General features: G+C 67.0%; 17 protein-coding genes and 1 pseudogene. 14 read left to right on the top strand and 4 right to left on the bottom strand.

What is annotated here, in order from left to right; genetic code table 11:
* Positions 1-254: 254 nt before the first annotated feature.
* Positions 255-929 (bottom strand): DUF3558 family protein, encoded by a 675-nt coding sequence (locus B0I32_RS52250; protein ID WP_106252585.1) that lies wholly within the window; start codon positions 927-929, stop codon positions 255-257.
* A 385-nt stretch (positions 930-1,314) separates the two neighbouring features.
* On the opposite strand from B0I32_RS52250, the gene B0I32_RS59310 reads away from it, so the two are divergent.
* Both B0I32_RS59310 and B0I32_RS52240 read left to right on the top strand, forming a co-directional pair.
* Positions 1,315-1,473, top strand: coding sequence for a hypothetical protein (locus tag B0I32_RS59310; RefSeq protein ID WP_219912471.1), 159 nt, complete (start codon positions 1,315-1,317; stop codon positions 1,471-1,473).
* A gap of 343 nt (positions 1,474-1,816) precedes the next feature.
* Positions 1,817-2,401, top strand: coding sequence for a hypothetical protein (locus B0I32_RS52240; RefSeq protein WP_146178641.1), 585 nt, complete (start codon positions 1,817-1,819; stop codon positions 2,399-2,401).
* A gap of 397 nt (positions 2,402-2,798) precedes the next feature.
* Here B0I32_RS52240 and B0I32_RS52235 read toward each other — a convergent pair whose 3' ends face one another.
* Entirely contained in the window at positions 2,799-3,035 is a 237-nt protein-coding gene (locus tag B0I32_RS52235; protein WP_106252581.1) for a hypothetical protein, read from the bottom strand.
* Positions 3,036-3,326: 291 nt separating this feature from the next.
* On the opposite strand from B0I32_RS52235, the pseudogene B0I32_RS62070 reads away from it, so the two are divergent.
* The 12 genes and pseudogenes from B0I32_RS62070 to B0I32_RS52180 all read left to right on the top strand — a co-directional run.
* A pseudogene (locus tag B0I32_RS62070) lies at positions 3,327-3,572 on the top strand (helix-turn-helix domain-containing protein); the annotation flags it as partial.
* A gap of 248 nt (positions 3,573-3,820) precedes the next feature.
* The gene (locus B0I32_RS60655) at positions 3,821-4,195 is read left to right on the top strand and encodes an IclR family transcriptional regulator C-terminal domain-containing protein (protein WP_483870148.1); all 375 of its coding nucleotides are present in this window, start codon (positions 3,821-3,823) and stop codon (positions 4,193-4,195) included.
* 63 nt (positions 4,196-4,258) lie between these two features.
* Positions 4,259-4,573 (top strand): putative quinol monooxygenase, encoded by a 315-nt coding sequence (locus B0I32_RS52225; RefSeq protein ID WP_106252579.1) that lies wholly within the window; start codon positions 4,259-4,261, stop codon positions 4,571-4,573.
* Positions 4,574-4,747: 174 nt separating this feature from the next.
* The gene (locus tag B0I32_RS52220; protein WP_106252577.1) at positions 4,748-5,947 is read left to right on the top strand and encodes a sugar ABC transporter substrate-binding protein; all 1,200 of its coding nucleotides are present in this window, start codon (positions 4,748-4,750) and stop codon (positions 5,945-5,947) included.
* A gap of 68 nt (positions 5,948-6,015) precedes the next feature.
* Positions 6,016-7,497, top strand: coding sequence for a sugar ABC transporter ATP-binding protein (locus B0I32_RS52215; RefSeq protein ID WP_181308736.1), 1,482 nt, complete (start codon positions 6,016-6,018; stop codon positions 7,495-7,497).
* Entirely contained in the window at positions 7,494-8,552 is a 1,059-nt protein-coding gene (locus B0I32_RS52210) for an ABC transporter permease (protein WP_106252573.1), read from the top strand. Before B0I32_RS52215 ends, B0I32_RS52210 begins: the two co-directional genes overlap by 4 nt.
* A 21-nt stretch (positions 8,553-8,573) precedes the next feature.
* Positions 8,574-9,335, top strand: a complete 762-nt coding sequence (locus tag B0I32_RS52205) for a glucose 1-dehydrogenase (RefSeq protein WP_106252571.1) — start codon at positions 8,574-8,576, stop codon at positions 9,333-9,335.
* A gap of 206 nt (positions 9,336-9,541) precedes the next feature.
* Complete coding sequence (locus B0I32_RS52200; protein WP_106252569.1) at positions 9,542-10,459, top strand: LysR family transcriptional regulator; 918 nt, start codon at positions 9,542-9,544, stop codon at positions 10,457-10,459.
* A 167-nt stretch (positions 10,460-10,626) separates the two neighbouring features.
* Complete coding sequence (locus B0I32_RS52195; protein ID WP_219912470.1) at positions 10,627-11,088, top strand: 2,4'-dihydroxyacetophenone dioxygenase family protein; 462 nt, start codon at positions 10,627-10,629, stop codon at positions 11,086-11,088.
* The gene (locus B0I32_RS52190) at positions 11,048-11,869 is read left to right on the top strand and encodes an SDR family NAD(P)-dependent oxidoreductase (RefSeq protein ID WP_281262676.1); all 822 of its coding nucleotides are present in this window, start codon (positions 11,048-11,050) and stop codon (positions 11,867-11,869) included. The genes B0I32_RS52195 and B0I32_RS52190 overlap by 41 nt, the downstream gene beginning before the upstream one ends.
* A gap of 130 nt (positions 11,870-11,999) precedes the next feature.
* Complete coding sequence (locus B0I32_RS52185) at positions 12,000-12,887, top strand: zinc-binding dehydrogenase (protein WP_181308734.1); 888 nt, start codon at positions 12,000-12,002, stop codon at positions 12,885-12,887.
* A gap of 63 nt (positions 12,888-12,950) precedes the next feature.
* Positions 12,951-13,538 carry a cupin domain-containing protein gene (locus B0I32_RS52180; RefSeq protein ID WP_106252564.1) on the top strand — a complete coding sequence of 196 codons (588 nt, stop codon included), beginning with the start codon at positions 12,951-12,953 and terminating at the stop codon, positions 13,536-13,538.
* 289 nt (positions 13,539-13,827) lie between these two features.
* On the opposite strand, the gene B0I32_RS52175 is transcribed toward B0I32_RS52180, so the two are convergent.
* Together B0I32_RS52175 and B0I32_RS52170 are read right to left on the bottom strand one after the other, a co-directional pair.
* Positions 13,828-15,420: a glycoside hydrolase family 99-like domain-containing protein gene (locus tag B0I32_RS52175; protein ID WP_106252562.1), complete on the bottom strand. Its 1,593-nt coding sequence runs from the start codon at positions 15,418-15,420 to the stop codon at positions 13,828-13,830.
* A 341-nt stretch (positions 15,421-15,761) separates the two neighbouring features.
* Positions 15,762-16,409 carry a TetR/AcrR family transcriptional regulator gene (locus B0I32_RS52170; RefSeq protein ID WP_106252560.1) on the bottom strand — a complete coding sequence of 216 codons (648 nt, stop codon included), beginning with the start codon at positions 16,407-16,409 and terminating at the stop codon, positions 15,762-15,764.
* Between the last annotated feature and the right edge of the window lie 77 nt (positions 16,410-16,486).

The raw sequence follows: 16,486 nt of genomic DNA, 5'->3' as shown, positions 1-16,486 counted from the left end.
GGCACCTTGAGCAAGAACGAGTGTGTGGAGCGAGGGGAAGAGGGAGTCGCGGGCCAGAAATGGTCCGCATAAGTCTGCGAGGAGCTCCCCAAGCATGAGATCCCTCAAGCCCGGCGATGTCATCGAAAATCTCCTCGAATTCGAAAATCCTGGCCCTGGACAGGCCCGGCGCGACCACGCGCTGTGGGTGGTGGACTGGCTGTGCATGATCAGGATGGAGCAGGAGTGCAGTTGGCGAGCCCGAGGTAGCGGTGTCACCGCACTGCCGCGATGGCCTGCCCCGCCACGATGTCGATCGCGTCCTGGGCGGTGGCGTTGCCGATGGGCTTGCCGTCACGCATCCTGCGCCCGGGCACGTCGGCACCGCTAAAGCTGATCGTGATCAGCAAATTGCCCTTGCGCAGGACGGCCTTGCCCTCACCGCGCTGGGCCTCGCCGATCTCGTAGACGAAGTACACGTAGTAACCCTCGTCGAAGTGCTGGCCCGCCTTGGCGGTGCCGACCTGCTGGATTACGCCCTTCACCGCTGGAGCCCCACCGAAGACGCTGGGCTGCCGGTAGTCGCTCTTCCTCTTGGTCGCGAAGCTCTTCTTCGCGTCCTTCACCGAATCGGCGAACTCTTTGAACCCGGCGTCATAGGTGATGCTGAGATCCCGGAACTTGAACGGCGGGGCGTCGCCGGGGTCGTTGCGCCACTTGCAGGCCGGGTCGAGCCGGTCCTTGACTCCCTGCCGCACCCCGAGCCTCGCCCGGGTCGACGGGGTCAGCACACGGCAAGGGTTACTGGGCGCCTTGAGCAGGGCGGCTTCGACGGGCGGCTTCGACGTGGGCCCGGCCTCTTGCCGTGACGGGCCGGTCGTGGGAGTGGGGGAGGAGGGTGCGGCCGCCGGTGTGAGGCCACAGCCTGTGACCACTGCGACCAGCACCATCACCCCTGGCAGGCTACGTAGCCTCGGCACCGTCCACCCCCCATGAGAAGTCTCTTCCGACCGCCCCGCAAAATGGTCGTGACCTGTACGGCAACCATTGAGTGTCGCAGCTCCTCCGGCATGCGAGACGAGTGGTTCCGGCCAATCTCCGCCGCACTTTCGCCACCGGCCGCCCCCGGCCTCCCAGGGCTAGCGTTGAGCATCTCCTCTGGCCCAGTTAGGAAGCACGCAAATTTCTGCGGGGACTAAGCGGCTCGTGCTTCCTGTACGTCTCCGACCGCGTGCTTCGCGACGGCTACGAGCCGCTGTTCATCGACACGTACGCTGCCCGCCGGACAGAGCCCGACCGCTACCGCCCGGTCGAGACGGTGGTGAGGCTCGAGGAGTGGGAATCCCCTACGCCACCCTGCTCGGCTCCGCGGCGGCCGCCCGATACGCGCTCGGCGTCGGCCTGGAACCGGTCGCCAACCCTACTCCCGCCCTGGCCGCCCGCACCACCGAGGCGGAGGTGGCGTCGACCGTCGCGGAACTGGCCAGGTCCTGACCGCCCCACACCCCTGAACCCCGTCGATGACGGTGACCGCGCGGCGTTTCCACCCGGCGACGCGGCAACGACCCTCGACAACGGTGTTTCACCGGTGCGGGGCCGCGAGATCCTGCCGGCGCAGTCGCCGAAGACGACGTTCATGCCTAGAGGGCGATGAGTGGTGAATGTGTCACCGAGCACCACATTCCTGCCAAGATCTGCGAGCGATGTTCGCCCGACCTGGCTCCTGCGTAGAGTGCTGCTGACCTGCGGCCCTGTGACCAGGATGCCGCCGTTGGCGCCCGCTAGCGCAACACGACGAGCAGTACATGCAGGCTACTCCGAAGGAGAAAACAGATACATGGCCATATTGTTCGGCAGCATGCCCCGTCCCGTGGGCCTCGGCTTAGCAGTGATGCTGGGCGCCTCGCTGTCCCTCGCCGTCGCCACCACGCAGGCCACCGCTGATACGGCCGTCAAGGCCGAGTCAGCGGCCACGGTCGCCGCCCAGCGAGTGAAGGTCTACGAACTGCTGACCAAGGACGGCGGCTACTTCTACACGGCCAGCGAGTCGGAGAAGAACAATGCTGTCACCAAGTACGGCTGGACGGTCACGCAGACGCCGCTGTACTACCTGTCGCCCGCACCGTTCGACGGCGGCAAGCCGCTGTACCGGCTTCGCTATTCGAAGAAGACGTCGTACATCGTGACGGGGTCGGTCACCGAGCGGGACAAGCTAGTCAGTTCCGGCAACTTCCGTTACGAGGGAGTGCTCGGTTACGCGCCGGGATCGACCGAGGCGGGTGGCGACGTCAAGGTGTACCGCATGTCCAACAATGGCCGGTGGCGCCTTGCCGTCGAGGCGCACAAGAACAGCATCCTGATCAAGGAGCCGGCTTGGGAGCTCAACGGTCCCATCCTGTTCCAGTTCAGGCAGCCGAACTAACGTCTGCGGTGACGGTACGGAGGAGGACCGCGAAACTGGAGCGATCCCCCTCCGTACCGGCGGAGGCCGCTCCGAGCCTGCGGGCGGATACGGGTGGGGCTGCCGAACCGCATGGTGCTCGACAGCGGCATCCAGCCGACCGCCCGTGCTGTCGGCGACCGTAAGCGCTCAGCTTGTCTTTGACTTCCGAACTTCGCATGTGCCCTGGTTGGCATCGATGGCGCTCTATCGCGCAAAGCGGGCTGTGGCGGCGCCCGGGTTCCGCAGTTGGTAGTCACACGTGAGCTCGGATTGGGGCGATGACCTGGGGAACGCGTTTAGGGCCGGGGAGGGTCGGGTGCCTACACTCTCCGCGGTCGGGTGCTGCCCCGCTCGCCCAGGGTGTTGGCCAGCCAGGTCACCGCGTTAAGCGGTGATCCCAGAACCGCGCCGGTGCACCGGTCTGGACGAGGTGCCCGTCGCGGCACAGCAGACAGCCGGCGAGTCGCAGGTCCAGGGCTTGGAGGGGCACCGGCCGGGCGCCCAGGACGACGCCTCCGCTGGAGGCGTCGTCGGCGACCGTGTCAGCAAATTTGATCTTCCAATCGTGGATCCGCGAGTTGATGATCTCCAGGACGGGCAGCAGGTAGTCCACCGCATTCGACGGTGTCGGCCGTCGTCAGGCCGGGACCAGCCAAGGGCTTGCCGAGCACGAGAGCGATCTCCGGCTCCATGCGTGGTTGCAAGAACCGGCCGACGTCGATCGGGGCACCGTCCAGATGGAACATCGAGGCGGTCAAGTGGCCGTGATCCGGCCCCACCGCTCGACCTGTGCGAGTTGGACGGCGTAGGCGTCGTCCAGCGACATCCACGGATGGGTGGCTGTGAGCGGTCGATCGACACCTTTGTCGCGTAAGCGTTCATCAGCCGGTCCGCTGTCCCCTGGATGTCGTTCACGGATTCCTCCTCCGTCTGCGACAGGGACTGTGTGGCCAGGACAACGAAGCCGTTCCACAAGACGGAACACATTCGCGGAACCTGCGTGTTCGTGCCATACGCTCGACCTATGCATTCAAGGTCCGGGGAGGGCACACCCCCGGAGCGCATCGCCGCGATCCTCAGCGCCTTCAGTCCGGGCGACAACCTGCTCGGGGTCACGCAGATCGCCCGACGTACGAGCCTGCCGCGTTCGACCGTTCATCGACTCGCCGCGGACCTGGTGAGCTGTGGCCTGCTCGAACGGCACGGCACCGGGATACGCCTCGGGCTACGGCTGTTCGAACTCGGTCAGCGGGTGCCGCGGCGCCGACTTCTGCGCCAGGCGGCTCTGCCCTACATGGCGGATCTGCGCGAGGCGACGGGCCAGACCGTGCATCTGGCCGTACTCGAGGGGTGTGAAGTGGTCTACCTGGAGTACTCGACGCTCCTGACAGTCCGAATCTGCCCTCGGCGGTCGGCGGCCGTCTTCCGGCGGCCGCGACGGGCGTCGGTAATATCCTCGCCTTCTCCTCGGCTGACGTTCTCGACACGGTCTTGGCGGCGGGTCTCCCACGCCTTACCGCCCGCACACTGACCATGCCGGGGCTCCTTACCCGCCAGCTGGAGACGATCCGCGACCACGGTGTGGCCTACGACCGGGAGGAGTCGGGGACCGGGGTGCTGTGCGCGGCCGCCCCCATCCTCGACCAGGGCACTATCGCGATCGGCGCCATCTCCGCCTCCGGCTGGAGCACGCGGATGCGTCTCGACCACGTCACCTCCGCCGTTCACACGGCTGCCCTCAGTCTTTCCCGTGCGGTCGGCCGCGCCGCCTGAGTGCGTCAGTGCAGGCGCAAATCACCCACCTTCACGTTCACCGATTCGACACTAGGAGATTTCATGATCACAGTTCTGGCGAGGCTCACCTCACGTCCCGGCGAGCACGAGACCCTCCTGGCGGTGCTCACCGCCTATGCCGATCATGTCAAGACCGAGCGGGGCACCGTCGTGTTCCAGCTCTTCACGGAGCCCGAGAGCCCGCGCACCGTCGTCGCGGTCGAGGTCTATGCCGACCAGGAGGCCCTCGACGAGCACTCCCGCTCTCCGCGGCGGGCGGAGCTCGGCCGGCAGATGGAGGAGCTCGTGGAGTCGGCGTCGCTTTCGTGGCTGGAACCGCTGGCCGGACACGGGATGCCGATCACGTCCCCGCGCTGACGGAGCCGTCCACTTCACTGCCGAACCACTCGAACGTTACACCGCCATGTTGATCCGGTTTCCGGATCGTGTCCTGCTCGCCCCCGATCTGGTGCGGCCGACGGAGCCCTTGTTTACTCCCCTCACCTGGCACCGCGCCATGCCGCCTCCGTAGGCGAAGGAAGTGGGTTGGACATGCAGCGTCAACGTCGGCTCGCCGTAGTGGCCGCCGCACTCAGTGCTCTTGCGGTCATGTCGGCGTGCACCGCGAGCCCGGCCGGCGAGGACCGGCCGGGCGCCTTCACTCGTACACAGGTCCCCGCCGCCGCCAACTGCGATGACTGGTCCTCTGTCCCAGCGGGGCCACCATACGTGGCCTTCGCCCATTGCGTGGCGGCCAAGATGAAGAAGGGCATCACCGGCCCCCTTCCCACCTCCGCGCCGCGCCCGGCGCCGGGCAAGAAGGTGTGGATCATCTCGTTCCTGGAGAGCGATCCGGGCGGCCATCTGCTGTCAGAAGGGGCCAAGGAGGCCGTCACGGCGGCCGGCTGGACCCCGACGGTCTTCGACGGCGCCGGAGACCCATCGAAGTGGCAGGCCGGAATTCGCCAGGCGAGGTCGGCTCAGGCCGACGCGGTCATCATCATCGCCTTCGACTGCGCACCCGTGAAGGGAGCGCTCCAGGAGGCCAGGGCGGCCGGCATCAAACTGGCGGGCATCTACGCCGCCGACTGTCTCGAGGCCCCGCTTCTGGACACCACGGTGACCTACGCGGGACTGGACGGCAATCCGGTGGATTACGCGACGTGGGCGAAGACGATCGGCCTGGCCAAGGGGTGGCTCATCGTCGATGCGACCGACGGAAAGGCCGACACGCTCGTCTTCCACATCCAGGATCTGGCCGCGCCCAAGGCGGCGACGGACCTCTTCCTGCAGGACAACAAGAAGTGCGAGGAATGCGTGGTCCACAAGATCCCGCTGAGCCTTTCGGACCTCGGCCCCGGCGTTACCGCCAAGGCTCAGGCGGCGCTGCTGCAGAACCCGCAGGCAAACAGCATCTTTATCCCCTTCGACGGGGTCGGCCTGTCCGTCGCCCCTGCGGTGATGGAGTCGGGACGCAAGGACTCGCTCTTCGTCGTCGGCAACGAGGGCAATCAGCCGAGCCTGGACCTGATCCGCAAGGACCGCGGCCAGACGGCGTCGATGGGGATCCCGCACGTGTGGTCAGGATGGGCGGCGGTCGACGGACTGATCCGCCTGTTCGCCGGTCAGAAGCAGGTCCCATCCGGGATGGGACTGTATGCAGTGGACGCCGGGAACGTTCCCCCGACAGGCAGCTTCGAGGCCCCGGTCGACTTCCGCGCCAACTACCGGAAGATCTGGGACGGGCGATGACCCCACCGCACACAGGCCCGGCGCTCAGCATCCGGGACGTCTCGAAACACTTCGGCGCTACGAAGGCCTTGATACAGCTCGACGTCGACGTGATCCCTGGGCAGATTCACGCCATCGTGGGCGGCAACGGCTCGGGCAAATCCACCACCGTCAAGATCCTCGCAGGGGTGCACCGGGCCGACACCGGCACGATCACCGTGAACGGTCATCGATGGGATGCCCGCCACTTCACCAGGCCGATGTCCCGGCAGGCCGGGCTGCGCTTCGTCCACCAGGACCTCGGACTGTTCCCCGACATGACCGTCGCGGAGAATCTCGCCCTGGGCACCTCCATGCAGACGGCCAGGATCACCCCGATCCGGTGGCCCGCCGTCCGGAGCGAGGCCCGGGCGCTGCTGGACCGGTTCGAACTGACGCTGCGGCCGGACGACCGGCTGGGGGATCTGAGGCCGTCCGAGCAGACGATGGTCGCCATTGCTCGAGCTCTCAACGTCACGGACGGGCAGCCCGGCGTCCTCGTCCTGGACGAGCCCACGGCCTCCCTCCCGGGCCCGGACGCCGACCTGCTGCTCGAGCACCTGAACCGCCATCGCGCCCGCGGCCAGACCGTGATCTACATCAGTCACCGTCTGGCAGAGGTGCGCGCGGTGGCCGACACGGTCACCGTGCTGCGCGACGGCCGCAACGTGCTGACGGCGGCGATGGAGTCCCTCACTCAGGACCAGCTGATCGACCACATCGTCGGTCCCGCGCAGGACGTGACGCGGCACCGCGACCGCGGCACAGGAGCCAGGCCCGCGGGTCCCCGTCGCCGCACGGGCGGAGTCGTCGTGTCAGGACTGCGTTCGCGGGGTCTTGAGCGCCTGGATCTCACCATTGAGGAGGGAGAGATCCTCGGGCTCACCGGGCTGGCCGGATCAGGGTTCGACGAGCCGCTCCAGGTCCTGTTCGGGCTGCGCCGGGCGAGCGCCGGGACGATGCTCATCGACGGCCGGCGATACGAACCCGCGGGTCCTCGTGACGCGCTACGAGAGAGGCTTGTCTACTCCCCGGCGGACCGGCACCAGGACGGCTGCTTCCTCGACCTTTCGCTGCGGTCCAACCTCACGGCCCCCAGGCTCCGGGACTTCTGGTCGAAAGGGTGGCTGTCGATCAGGCGCGAGCGATCGGACGCCGAAGTAGCCAGACGGTCCTTCGGGATCAAGGCCGCCGGCGTCGAGATCGAAGTGGGGGCGCTGTCCGGCGGCAACCAGCAGAAGGTCCTTCTCGCCCGCTGCCTGGCGCTCAGCCCCCGCCTGCTGCTGCTGGCCGAGCCGACCCAGGGAGTCGACATCGCAGCCCGCAACGAGATCTACGACCTCATCCGCGCGGCGGTCCGCAGCGGGACATCCGTGCTGGTGTCGAGCACCGACCTGGACGAACTGGCGCGGCTGTGCGACCGCGTCCTGGTCATGGCCCAGGGGCGCGTAGTGACGGAGCACGCGCTTGCCGGACTGAACGTCGCCGCGCTCGCCTCGGCGCTGCACCAAATGCCGAAGGAGGCAGCATGAGCAACCCCATCAGTTCCGAGACGCCCGTGGACACGAATCAGCACCCCGACGGCCTCACCTCACCGGCCACGGTCGGACGACGGACGGTGAGAGTGGGCGTGCTGCCCACACCTGTGGTCGGATCACTGGAAAAGTACGCGCTGGTCGGCGTGTTCGTCCTCTGCGTCGCCGTGTTCAGCGCCACCGTGCCTGAGACGTTCTTCACGATGACCAACGCCCGCAACATCGCGGCCAACCAGGCGGTCCTGGCGGTGGCCGGCCTGGCGGCCATCGTCCCGCTCATCGGCGGTCACTTCGACCTCTCACTCGGCGCCTCCATCGGAGTCTCGGCGATCGTCGCCGGCGCCACCGTGGGGAACCTCGGCTTCCCCGCCCCGCTGGCGATCGTGACGGCGATCGTCGCGAGCTGCGTGATCGGTGTCGTCAACGGCCTGCTCGTGACACGCCTGCGGGTCAACTCCTTGATCGCCACCTTGGGGATGAGCTCCGTGCTCGCCGGAGGGCTGGCGTGGTACACGAAGGGCACCACGATCAGCGACGGCATCCCGGACCAGTGGCAGCAGTTCGGGACGGGCCAGTGGCTGGGCATCCCGTGCTTGCTCTATCTCGTAGCCGCGGCCGGCGCCATCCTGTGGTACCTGATGGCCCGCACCCCGTTCGGACGGCAACTCGAAGCCGTCGGCTCGAACGCCAAGGCGGCGGCGCTCGTCGGCATCAACGTGCAGCGCCTTACGGTGGCGAGCTTCGCCCTGGCCGGCGCGCTGGCGGGCGTGGCCGGCGTGATGCAGGTGTTCCGCGCGGCCAGCGCCAGCCCTACCGCCGGTCCCGCTCTCCTGCTGCCGATCGTGTCGGCCGCCTTCCTCGGTGCCACCACCATCCGCCCGGGCAAGTACAACGTGCTCGGAACGCTCGTGGCCGTGTACTTCATCGGCACCACCGTGAGCGGGCTCGCGCTGTCCGGAGTGGCGTTCTACGTCGAACAGATCTTCAATGGGGCCGCTCTGGTCCTCGGCGTCGCGTTGTCGAGAGCTTTCGCCCGGCACCAGCAGGTGTGAAACCGCAGATAGGAGAAGAGCATGGCTGGACGATTCACAGGAAAGACCGCCTTCGTCACCGGGGCGGCCTCGGGAATCGGGGCGGCGACCGCTCAGGCGTTCGCGGCCGAGGGGGCGAAGGTCGCCGTCGTGGACATCGACGCGAAGGGCGTCGAATCGCTGGTCGAGCGAATCCAGAAGTCGGGGGGAGTTGCCCTCGCCATCGGAGCCGACGTCAGTAAGTCGGCCGATGTGCAACGCGCGATCTCTGTGACAGTCGCCAAGTTCGGCAGCCTGGACTGCGCGTTCAACAATGCCGGGCTGGAAGGCGTGATCGCTCCCATCGTCGATGTCGACGACGACATCTTCGACTACGTGAACGCCGTCAACTTCCGGGGCGCGTGGCTGTGCACGAAATACCAGGTGCGCCAGATGCTCCGGCAGGGCGGCGGAAGCATCGTCAACATGGCCTCGGCGATGTCACGGGTGGGAGGCGCTGGATTGGCGCACTACGCCGGCACCAAGCACGCGGTCCTCGGACTCACCCGCTCGGTGGCTCTGGAGGTGGCCAACCAGAACATCCGCGTCAACGCCGTCCTGCCCGGGATCATCCGTACCGCGATGTTCGAGCGCTCGGTGGCGCAGAATCCCAGCGCCATCGACGACATCATCGCGGGCGAACCCATCGGGCGAACCGGCAGCCCGGAGGAGGTGGCCAAGGCCGTGCTGTGGCTAGCCTCCGACGAGGCGTCCTTCGTGGTAGGCAGCGATCTCTTGGTCGACGGTGGCTATTGCGCCCAATGAGAGCGGCGGCGGCGCGCGCAGCCGGGGGCTGGCCGGCGGTGGACGGTCCGGTCCGGACACTAGGCGAGCGTCACCCGCGCAGGGTGGCACACGGGCCACGCCATGATCTTGTCGTCTTATCTTTGCTGGTGGGGAACCGTTCTGTAGCCTGATGCGAATGACCGGTCACTGGACGTTTCGTTCGGTGTACAGAAGATCGAGATGCCATGCAGATCGACTGGCTAACGACTTTCCTCGCCGTGGTGGACCATGGCGGCTTTCACGCGGCGTCGGAGGCAACCTTCCGCGCGCAGTCCCGGATCTCCGCCCATGTGGCCAGCCTGGAACGTGAGGTCGGCGCCGTCCTGCTGGACCGCTCCGCCCGCCCGGTGCAGCTGACCGACGCGGGGTCGGCGTTCGTCGAGCACGCCCGCCGGACGGTGGCCGCCCTGCAGCAGGGCAAGGCCGCCATCCAGGCCGTTCGCGGGCTCGTGAGCGGTGACATCATCCTGGGCACCTACCCGAGCGCGGCTGCCGCGTTCGTGCCGCGTCTCCTGGCCGAATACCGGGACGCCTACCCCGGTGTGCACCTCCAGCTCCACGAGACGGCGACCGTACTGCTGGACGAGCTGCTGGAGAAGGGCCCCGTCGAACTGGCGCTCAGGCCCACCAAGCCGGCCACGACGCGACGTGACCTGACCCACCGCCTGCTCTGGCGAGAGCGGATGGTGGTGGTCCACCATCCGCTGCACCGGCTCGCGTCAATCGACGGAAATCTGCCACTGGCGGAGCTGGAGGGTGAGGGCCTCATTCTCACCGGCCGATCCTTCGAGCATGACAGCGAGCCCTTTCTCATGCTCATGGAGCGTGGCGTCTCACCCGTCGTCACCTATGTGACCAACCAGCCGCAGACGCTCGTGTCCCTGGTCAGGGAGAATCTGGGCGTGGCCGTCACCAACGAACTCGCGGTCCGCACCTCGGAGCACGCCGGCGTCATGGTCCGGCGACTGGCCGATGAGACGCTGCATCGCGACGTCGGCGTGTTCTGGCGCGAGGGGATGGTGTGGTCCAGCGCGGCCCGCGCGCTCTTCGAGCTGCTGCTCATCACTGCGCTCCCGCAGGGGACGCTAGACCTGCGCTTGTGACGTGCCGCAGAAGACCAGATGAGCGCGTAAAGCCGGCAGCCGCATTCGCGTTCGTGGGCTGATCGCAATTGCAGATAGCCGGGATCTGGAAAGCGCGATGGACGCTGCGAAGGCGCTGGGCCACTGTAATGCCAGTCGCGCCGAATAGGCCGGGAAATGGAGAAATCATGACGACCGTAGACCTGACGCCGATGGGGGACCAACTAGTCGATCCCGTAGATCTTCCCTGGGTGCCGCAGGCTGAGGGCGTGTGGTTCAAGCCGCTGCGCCTGTCGCCGGTCTCGGGGACCTGGACCAATCTGCTCAAGGTCACGCGCCGGGGAGTGATCAGCCGCCACCGCCATCCCTTCCCCGTCGAAGCCTGGGTGCTGCAGGGATCCTGGCGCTATCTGGAGCACGACTGGACGGCGGGGCCCGGCTCCTACGTGTACGAGCCCGCGGGGGATGTGCACACGCTCGTCACCGAGGGCGAGGACGAGATGGTGACCCTGTTCTCGATGCACGGCCGGATCGACTATCTGAACGACGCCGGCGAGGTGACGTTCATCGAGACAGCCCAGACGAAACTCGACAAGTACTTGGACTACTGTGCCCGCCACCGGCTCGCTCCCCTTCCCGTTGTCGCCTGAGATCACGGCCCTGGCCTCGCTCGATGTCTCGCAGCTGATGTCACTGCGCGGCCGCACTGCTCTCGTCACCGGCGCGGGTAGCGGACTCGGCCAGGCCATCAGCGCCGGACTGGCCGCTGCGGGCGCCGACCTCATCTTGCTGTCCGAGCAGAAGAACCTCAGCGATTCGGAAGCTCTGGTGCGCGGTTACGGCCGCGATGCCCGGCAAGTGATCATCGATCTCGGGCAGGTTGAGACCCTGCAGGGCACGCTTCGAACGGAGCTCGCCGACGCACAGGTGGACATCCTGGTCAATTGCGCGGGCATCATCCGCCGGCAGAATGCGAGCGCGTTTGCCGACAGCGACTGGTACGACGTTCTCGACGTCAATCTGAACGCCCTCTTCATCCTCACGCGGGAAGCCGGACAGCAGATGCTCTCCCGTCGGCGGGGCAAGGTCATCAACATCGCTTCCATGCTCAGCTTCCAGGGGGGCATCCGCACCCTGAGCTACGCGGCAAGCAAGCATGCCGTCGTTGGCGTCACCCGCGCCCTCGCCAACGAATGGGCCCACCACAACGTGCAGGTCAACGCGATTGCGCCCGGCTACTTCGCGACCCGAGTGACCTCGGCCCTGCGTTCGGACGAGCAACGCAACCACGAGATCCTCGCACGGATCCCCGCAGGCAGGTGGGGGCAGCCGGCAGATCTCGTGGGCGCGGCGGTGTTCCTGTCCTCGACGGCGTCCGACTACGTCAACGGCCATGTCCTGGCCATCGACGGCGGATGGCTGGCGCGCTGATCCAGATCATCGACATGACATGGCTATGAAAGGAGGAACAGCAGTGAGAAAAGTGCAATTCGCTGAATTCGGCGGGCCTGAGCGGCTGACCGGAGTGGCCGCGGAGTCGCCCCCTGTCGCCCCGGGTCAGGTGCGCATCAAGGTGCACGCGGTAGGGGTCAACTTCGCCGAACTCGTTCAGCTCAGCGGCAATTTCCAGATTCCCGTTGACCTTCCCGCGGTGCCTGGGTTCGAGCTGTCCGGGACGGTGACCGAGCTGGGAGCGGGAGTCGACAGGCTCTCGCTGGGGGAGCGGGTCGTCGCCCTGGTGTGCTGGGGCGCGTACGCGGAGGAGGTCGTCGTCGACGCCGTCACCGTGGCGGGCGTTCCCGACGGTGCCGACCTCGACACGGCCGCCGCCTTCCCGGTGGCTTTCGGGACCGCGTTCATGTGCCTGCACCACCGGGCCCAGGTCAATGCGAACGATGTCGTGGTGGTCAGCGGCGCCAACGGCAACGTCGGCCACGCCGCGGTCCAGGTCGCCCGGCAGCTGGGCGCGGTGCAGGTGATAGCGGTTACGCGCGACGGGACGGAGACCATGGCGCACGCCGATGCCGTGCTCGCCTCCACAGACAAGCTGGCGGCGCAGATCGCCGATCTCACCCGGGGGCATGGTGCCGACGTCATCCTGGACCTGGTTGGCGGGGCGGTCTTCCCCCAACTGCTCGAGGCGGTGGCCTGGGAAGGGCGTGTCGTCACCGCGGGCTACGCGTCGGGGAACATCCCAAACATCAGCCTGCTGGACGTTCTCATCCGCAACATCGCCGTGCTGGGCGAGGACATCGCCGCCTACACCGTCCGCGAACCTCACCGCGTGGGTGACGCGCTGCGAACTTGCGTGGGATGGTGGCGACAGGGGGCGGTGGAGCCTCGTCCGCCGGTCACCACGATGCCGCTGGAGGACGCGGCCAAAGCCCTCAGCATGGTCGCCCAGGCATCCGCGGGCGGAAAGATCGTCCTCTCCGCGAACTCGCTCTGACGCCGCCGACCGTGCGGCGCGAACCGGTAAAAGACACTCGCCGTCCTCTCCTAGGAGATCTTCATGACTCTCACCGTGCACATCACGCCAGACGAGATGAACAAGTACGTGGCCAGGTTCAAGGCCCTCCAGCCGAACAAGGACGAGTACGTCGCCCGGGTCGGCATCCCTGTGGCGGCCTATGAATACGTGGCGGCCAAGAACATCTTCTTCCTGCTGGGTTCGATCAAGGACACCGAGGGGGCGAACACCCCGCCAGCCCTCACCAGCGATCCCGGCACATCGATCTTCATCGTGGAATGTCCGCCCGGGGACGGCCCGGCGCTGCACGCCCACATGAAGACGCGCGAGACCTTTATGCCGATCACCGGGACCTGGCAGATCCTGTTCGGGGACGATGGGGAGCACGACCTGCATCTCGAGCCGATGGACATGATCGCCGTACCGCCGGGGGTGACTCGCGCCTTCAGGAACGTCAGCGGCGAGACCGCTTACCTGATGGCGGTCGTGCAGGGAACGGCCGAAGAAGCCCTCAACGACATCGTCCTGACACCGGCGGTCGGTGCCGAGATCGTCCGGCTGTTCGGGGAGGAGGCGTTGAAGGGGCTGGAGAGGATCGGCATGAGCTTCGACGCCGGTCTGCCTGACTGACGGACCTCGCCTCCTCCGGCCAGCCGGGGGGGCGAGGCCGAGTTGGCGGCCCGTGTGCCGTCTCGGCGTACTCGCCGCTGAGCCCGCTGTGCCGGAACTCGCCGGTGCCTCCTGGACAGCCTCGCGGCTCTGCTGGGTGGCGAGAATGCGGCGGGCCACCCTGTACAGCCACAGAAGCGCCTCCTCCCCCTCGGGCACATCGCCGATGTGCCGCGACGCGGTGAGAAACGTCTCGGAAATAGCGTCGGCCGCGTCGTCGGGACCGGCCGCGGCTGATCGTCTCCGACGGCTAATCAGTCCGGCATGAGGCGCCCTTCTGCAGATTGAGCCGGTCGTGGATGAGTCCGAGATACAAGCACCCGTCCCTGGCATTGGGCTCGATGATGCTTCCCTCGTGCCATTCGTTCCAGGCGTAGATACTGACGAAGTTGTCCACAGCGGAGACGCGGCGGGAGCTCGCGATGTCGGCGCGGATGTGGTCCAGGCCTTGAGCGAACAACGCTGGCGTCTGGTCCGTGTAGTAACGGATCTTAGTCCGGTCCGCGACGAGGTGCGGGTAGCGGGGGCGCTCGTCGAAATTGGCGGCTGCGCACCTCATGAACTGAGGGGGTGTGGCGTCGAAGTAGGCCGGCATCTCGGCGACGTAGTCGGTGTAGCGCTTGACGTGGTCGATACGCACGCCGCAGTAGGCGCCATCGGCTCCCCAACGTGCGGGTGCTGCCGGGTCTAGCATGGCCTCCCAGTAGCCGAGTACGAGCACGTCCTCATCCAGGATGGCTTGGGCCTGCGTGCGGACGGCGTCCACAAAGGACCGCGTGTCGGAGTCGCTGCCATCGCCGAGCCCGCGCCGGTCGCATAGTCCCAGGATCAGCCGCCCATCGTTGGCGCGCAGATAATTGGGCTGGTTGAAGATCGTACGGGCGAGCCGCTTGGCGACGGTGGTGTAATCGCTCGTGGGGATCTGCAGACCGCCCCACGGATGGGCGCACACAGTGATCGCGAAGTCGATGCTGGTCCGATTGCCGGCTTGGCCGAAGGCGGTCAGTGATGCCTCGAATTGCTCGGGGGAACTCTGCAGAACGCTATTCCAGTACCAGTAGAACTGGAAGAAGTCGAGGCCCGCTCCGGTGGCCTGTGCAATGTGTTTCTCCAGGGTCTCTGGTCGGGAGTCATCGTAGAACCCGATCTCCGGTTGCAGATGGGAAAAGTCCCCTTCCCAACCCTGGGTGTTCTTCGGTACGGCCGGATCCGCACCGGAAAAGTCGCGTACGCCGCCCCACCAGTCGCCGTCGCGTCCGAAGACATTCCTCGTGGCGGTAATGAGATCGGTCGACTTCGGGTTAAATGTGCCGAAATAGATGGCCCCGGCGCGAATCCACTCGGGGTGCCCCCAGCCGAGCGGCCCGTCGACGCGGTACCCCGCGGCTGTCAGTTGCTGGCCGTGATCCTCGAAGGCCACTCGCCATTCGCCTGACCTGCTGAAGCGCATCAGCCGCTTCGTGCCGGGCGTGTACCGCTGCCCCAGATGGCCGACGACGCCCTCGTCCTCGAACCGTCCGCCGGCCACCAGGTGGTCGCGCTCCGAGGCCGCTGCCGTGAGCAGGTAGGAGGATCCGGAGCGCAGCCGGTATACAGGCTGGGAGTCGGTGAACGCCGCTGTTCGCCAGTAGCCCACCTGCCCAGACTCCCGGGTGAACCCATACCGGCTCACCGCCGCGGCCGCCTCGTCGGTCGACAGCGTGTACAGTCGGCCGCGCCCGCCCGGCGCCAGGAGTTCCATCATGGGTACCGGAGCAGTGACCTTGGCCACTGCCGCGGTGGCCGCCGCATTCACGCTCGGGGCGGGGGAACCGGCCGCCAGCAGGGCGGCGGCGATCATCATCGCGGCCCCTGCCCTCCAGACACTTCTCAAGGGATCTCATTCGCTCGACTGGTTGTGGTCGGAGAGTAGCGAAAGGTACGGCGTAGTGGACGCGGTGGATGAGAGGGCATCGTTACGAGGGGCGGCGGCTGCATTCCCTGACTAAGCGGACGATTCGCTGTCTCTCGCCGGATTGCCGTGGACGAAATTGGGTCTTTGCGGGGGCCAGGATGGCAGGAAAGAAGCTCAGATGGGCAGCAGCACTTCTCATGAGTGCTGAGGTGGAGGCCATGCTAATCACCGCGCTCGGAAGCCTTCGTGGTGGCGTGGCGGTGCGCAAGGCGGAAGAAACTCAGACATGCTCATCGGGCAGGGCGCGAGTCGGCGACCGCGAACGCGTGCAGGAAGGTGTGGACGGCTGCGTTGGCGAAGGCGCGCAGTTCGGCAGCGGGGACCTGGCGTGTGCCGAGACGCGCCCGCTTGTCCATCGGGCCGGTCAGCAGGGCGAAGAACTGTTCGGCGGCCAGGAGAGGGTCGGAGGTGTGCAGGTGGCCGCTGACGGTGAGGCGGGCCAGCCTGTCGGCCAGGGCGTCGGTGATCCGGTCAGCCGCGCGCGTGTGGATGATGTCGAGGAGGTCGGGGAACTGGTTGATCTCAGCGGAAAGCAGTCGGCGCAGCGCCCAGGACCGCTCGTCGCAGTAGCACTGGAGCAGGCGGAGGCCGACTCCTTCCAGGGTCGCACGGAGGTCGTGACCGCGATCGGTGATCCGTTCGATCGCGGCCAGGTTGTCGGCCAGCGCCTGGTCTGCCGAGGCGGCGACGGCCTCGCGGAGCAGGGTCTCCTTGTCGCCGAAGTGGCTGTAGACGGTGGCCTTCGCCACTCCCGCCTCTGCCGCGATCACGTCCACGCCGGCCTGGGCGTATCCCGCCCGGGCGAAAACGGCGAACGCGGCGGTGAGGATCGCCTGCCGCTTGTCGATTCGGCCACGCGCCGGGACGGCTGCACTCATGATGTCAGCATACGGGACAGGCCGCCAAAGCAGACTGTTGAGTCTGACACCCCAGGTGCGCGACCCTTTCGAGATTC

Source organism: Nonomuraea fuscirosea (genome assembly GCF_003001935.1).
Classification (GTDB): domain Bacteria; phylum Actinomycetota; class Actinomycetes; order Streptosporangiales; family Streptosporangiaceae; genus Nonomuraea; species Nonomuraea fuscirosea.
The sequence above is the reverse complement of the archived record's forward strand: the minus strand, read 5'-3'. Positions and strand labels throughout refer to the sequence as shown.

Excerpts from the sequence above, each read along its gene's own strand:
- B0I32_RS52175 (WP_106252562.1), bottom strand. The coding sequence starts at position 15,420 with ATGATGATCGCCGCCGCCCTGCTGGCGGCCGGTTCCCCCGCCCCGAGC.
- B0I32_RS52250 (WP_106252585.1), bottom strand. The coding sequence starts at position 929 with ATGGTGCTGGTCGCAGTGGTCACAGGCTGTGGCCTCACACCGGCGGCC.
- B0I32_RS52240 (WP_146178641.1), top strand. The coding sequence starts at position 1,817 with ATGGCCATATTGTTCGGCAGCATGCCCCGTCCCGTGGGCCTCGGCTTA.
- B0I32_RS52195 (WP_219912470.1), top strand. The coding sequence starts at position 10,627 with ATGACGACCGTAGACCTGACGCCGATGGGGGACCAACTAGTCGATCCC.
- B0I32_RS52205 (WP_106252571.1), top strand. The coding sequence starts at position 8,574 with ATGGCTGGACGATTCACAGGAAAGACCGCCTTCGTCACCGGGGCGGCC.
- B0I32_RS52225 (WP_106252579.1), top strand. The coding sequence starts at position 4,259 with ATGATCACAGTTCTGGCGAGGCTCACCTCACGTCCCGGCGAGCACGAG.
- B0I32_RS52170 (WP_106252560.1), bottom strand. The coding sequence starts at position 16,409 with ATGAGTGCAGCCGTCCCGGCGCGTGGCCGAATCGACAAGCGGCAGGCG.
- B0I32_RS52200 (WP_106252569.1), top strand. The coding sequence starts at position 9,542 with ATGCAGATCGACTGGCTAACGACTTTCCTCGCCGTGGTGGACCATGGC.
- B0I32_RS52180 (WP_106252564.1), top strand. The coding sequence starts at position 12,951 with ATGACTCTCACCGTGCACATCACGCCAGACGAGATGAACAAGTACGTG.
- B0I32_RS52210 (WP_106252573.1), top strand. The coding sequence starts at position 7,494 with ATGAGCAACCCCATCAGTTCCGAGACGCCCGTGGACACGAATCAGCAC.
- B0I32_RS52220 (WP_106252577.1), top strand. The coding sequence starts at position 4,748 with ATGCAGCGTCAACGTCGGCTCGCCGTAGTGGCCGCCGCACTCAGTGCT.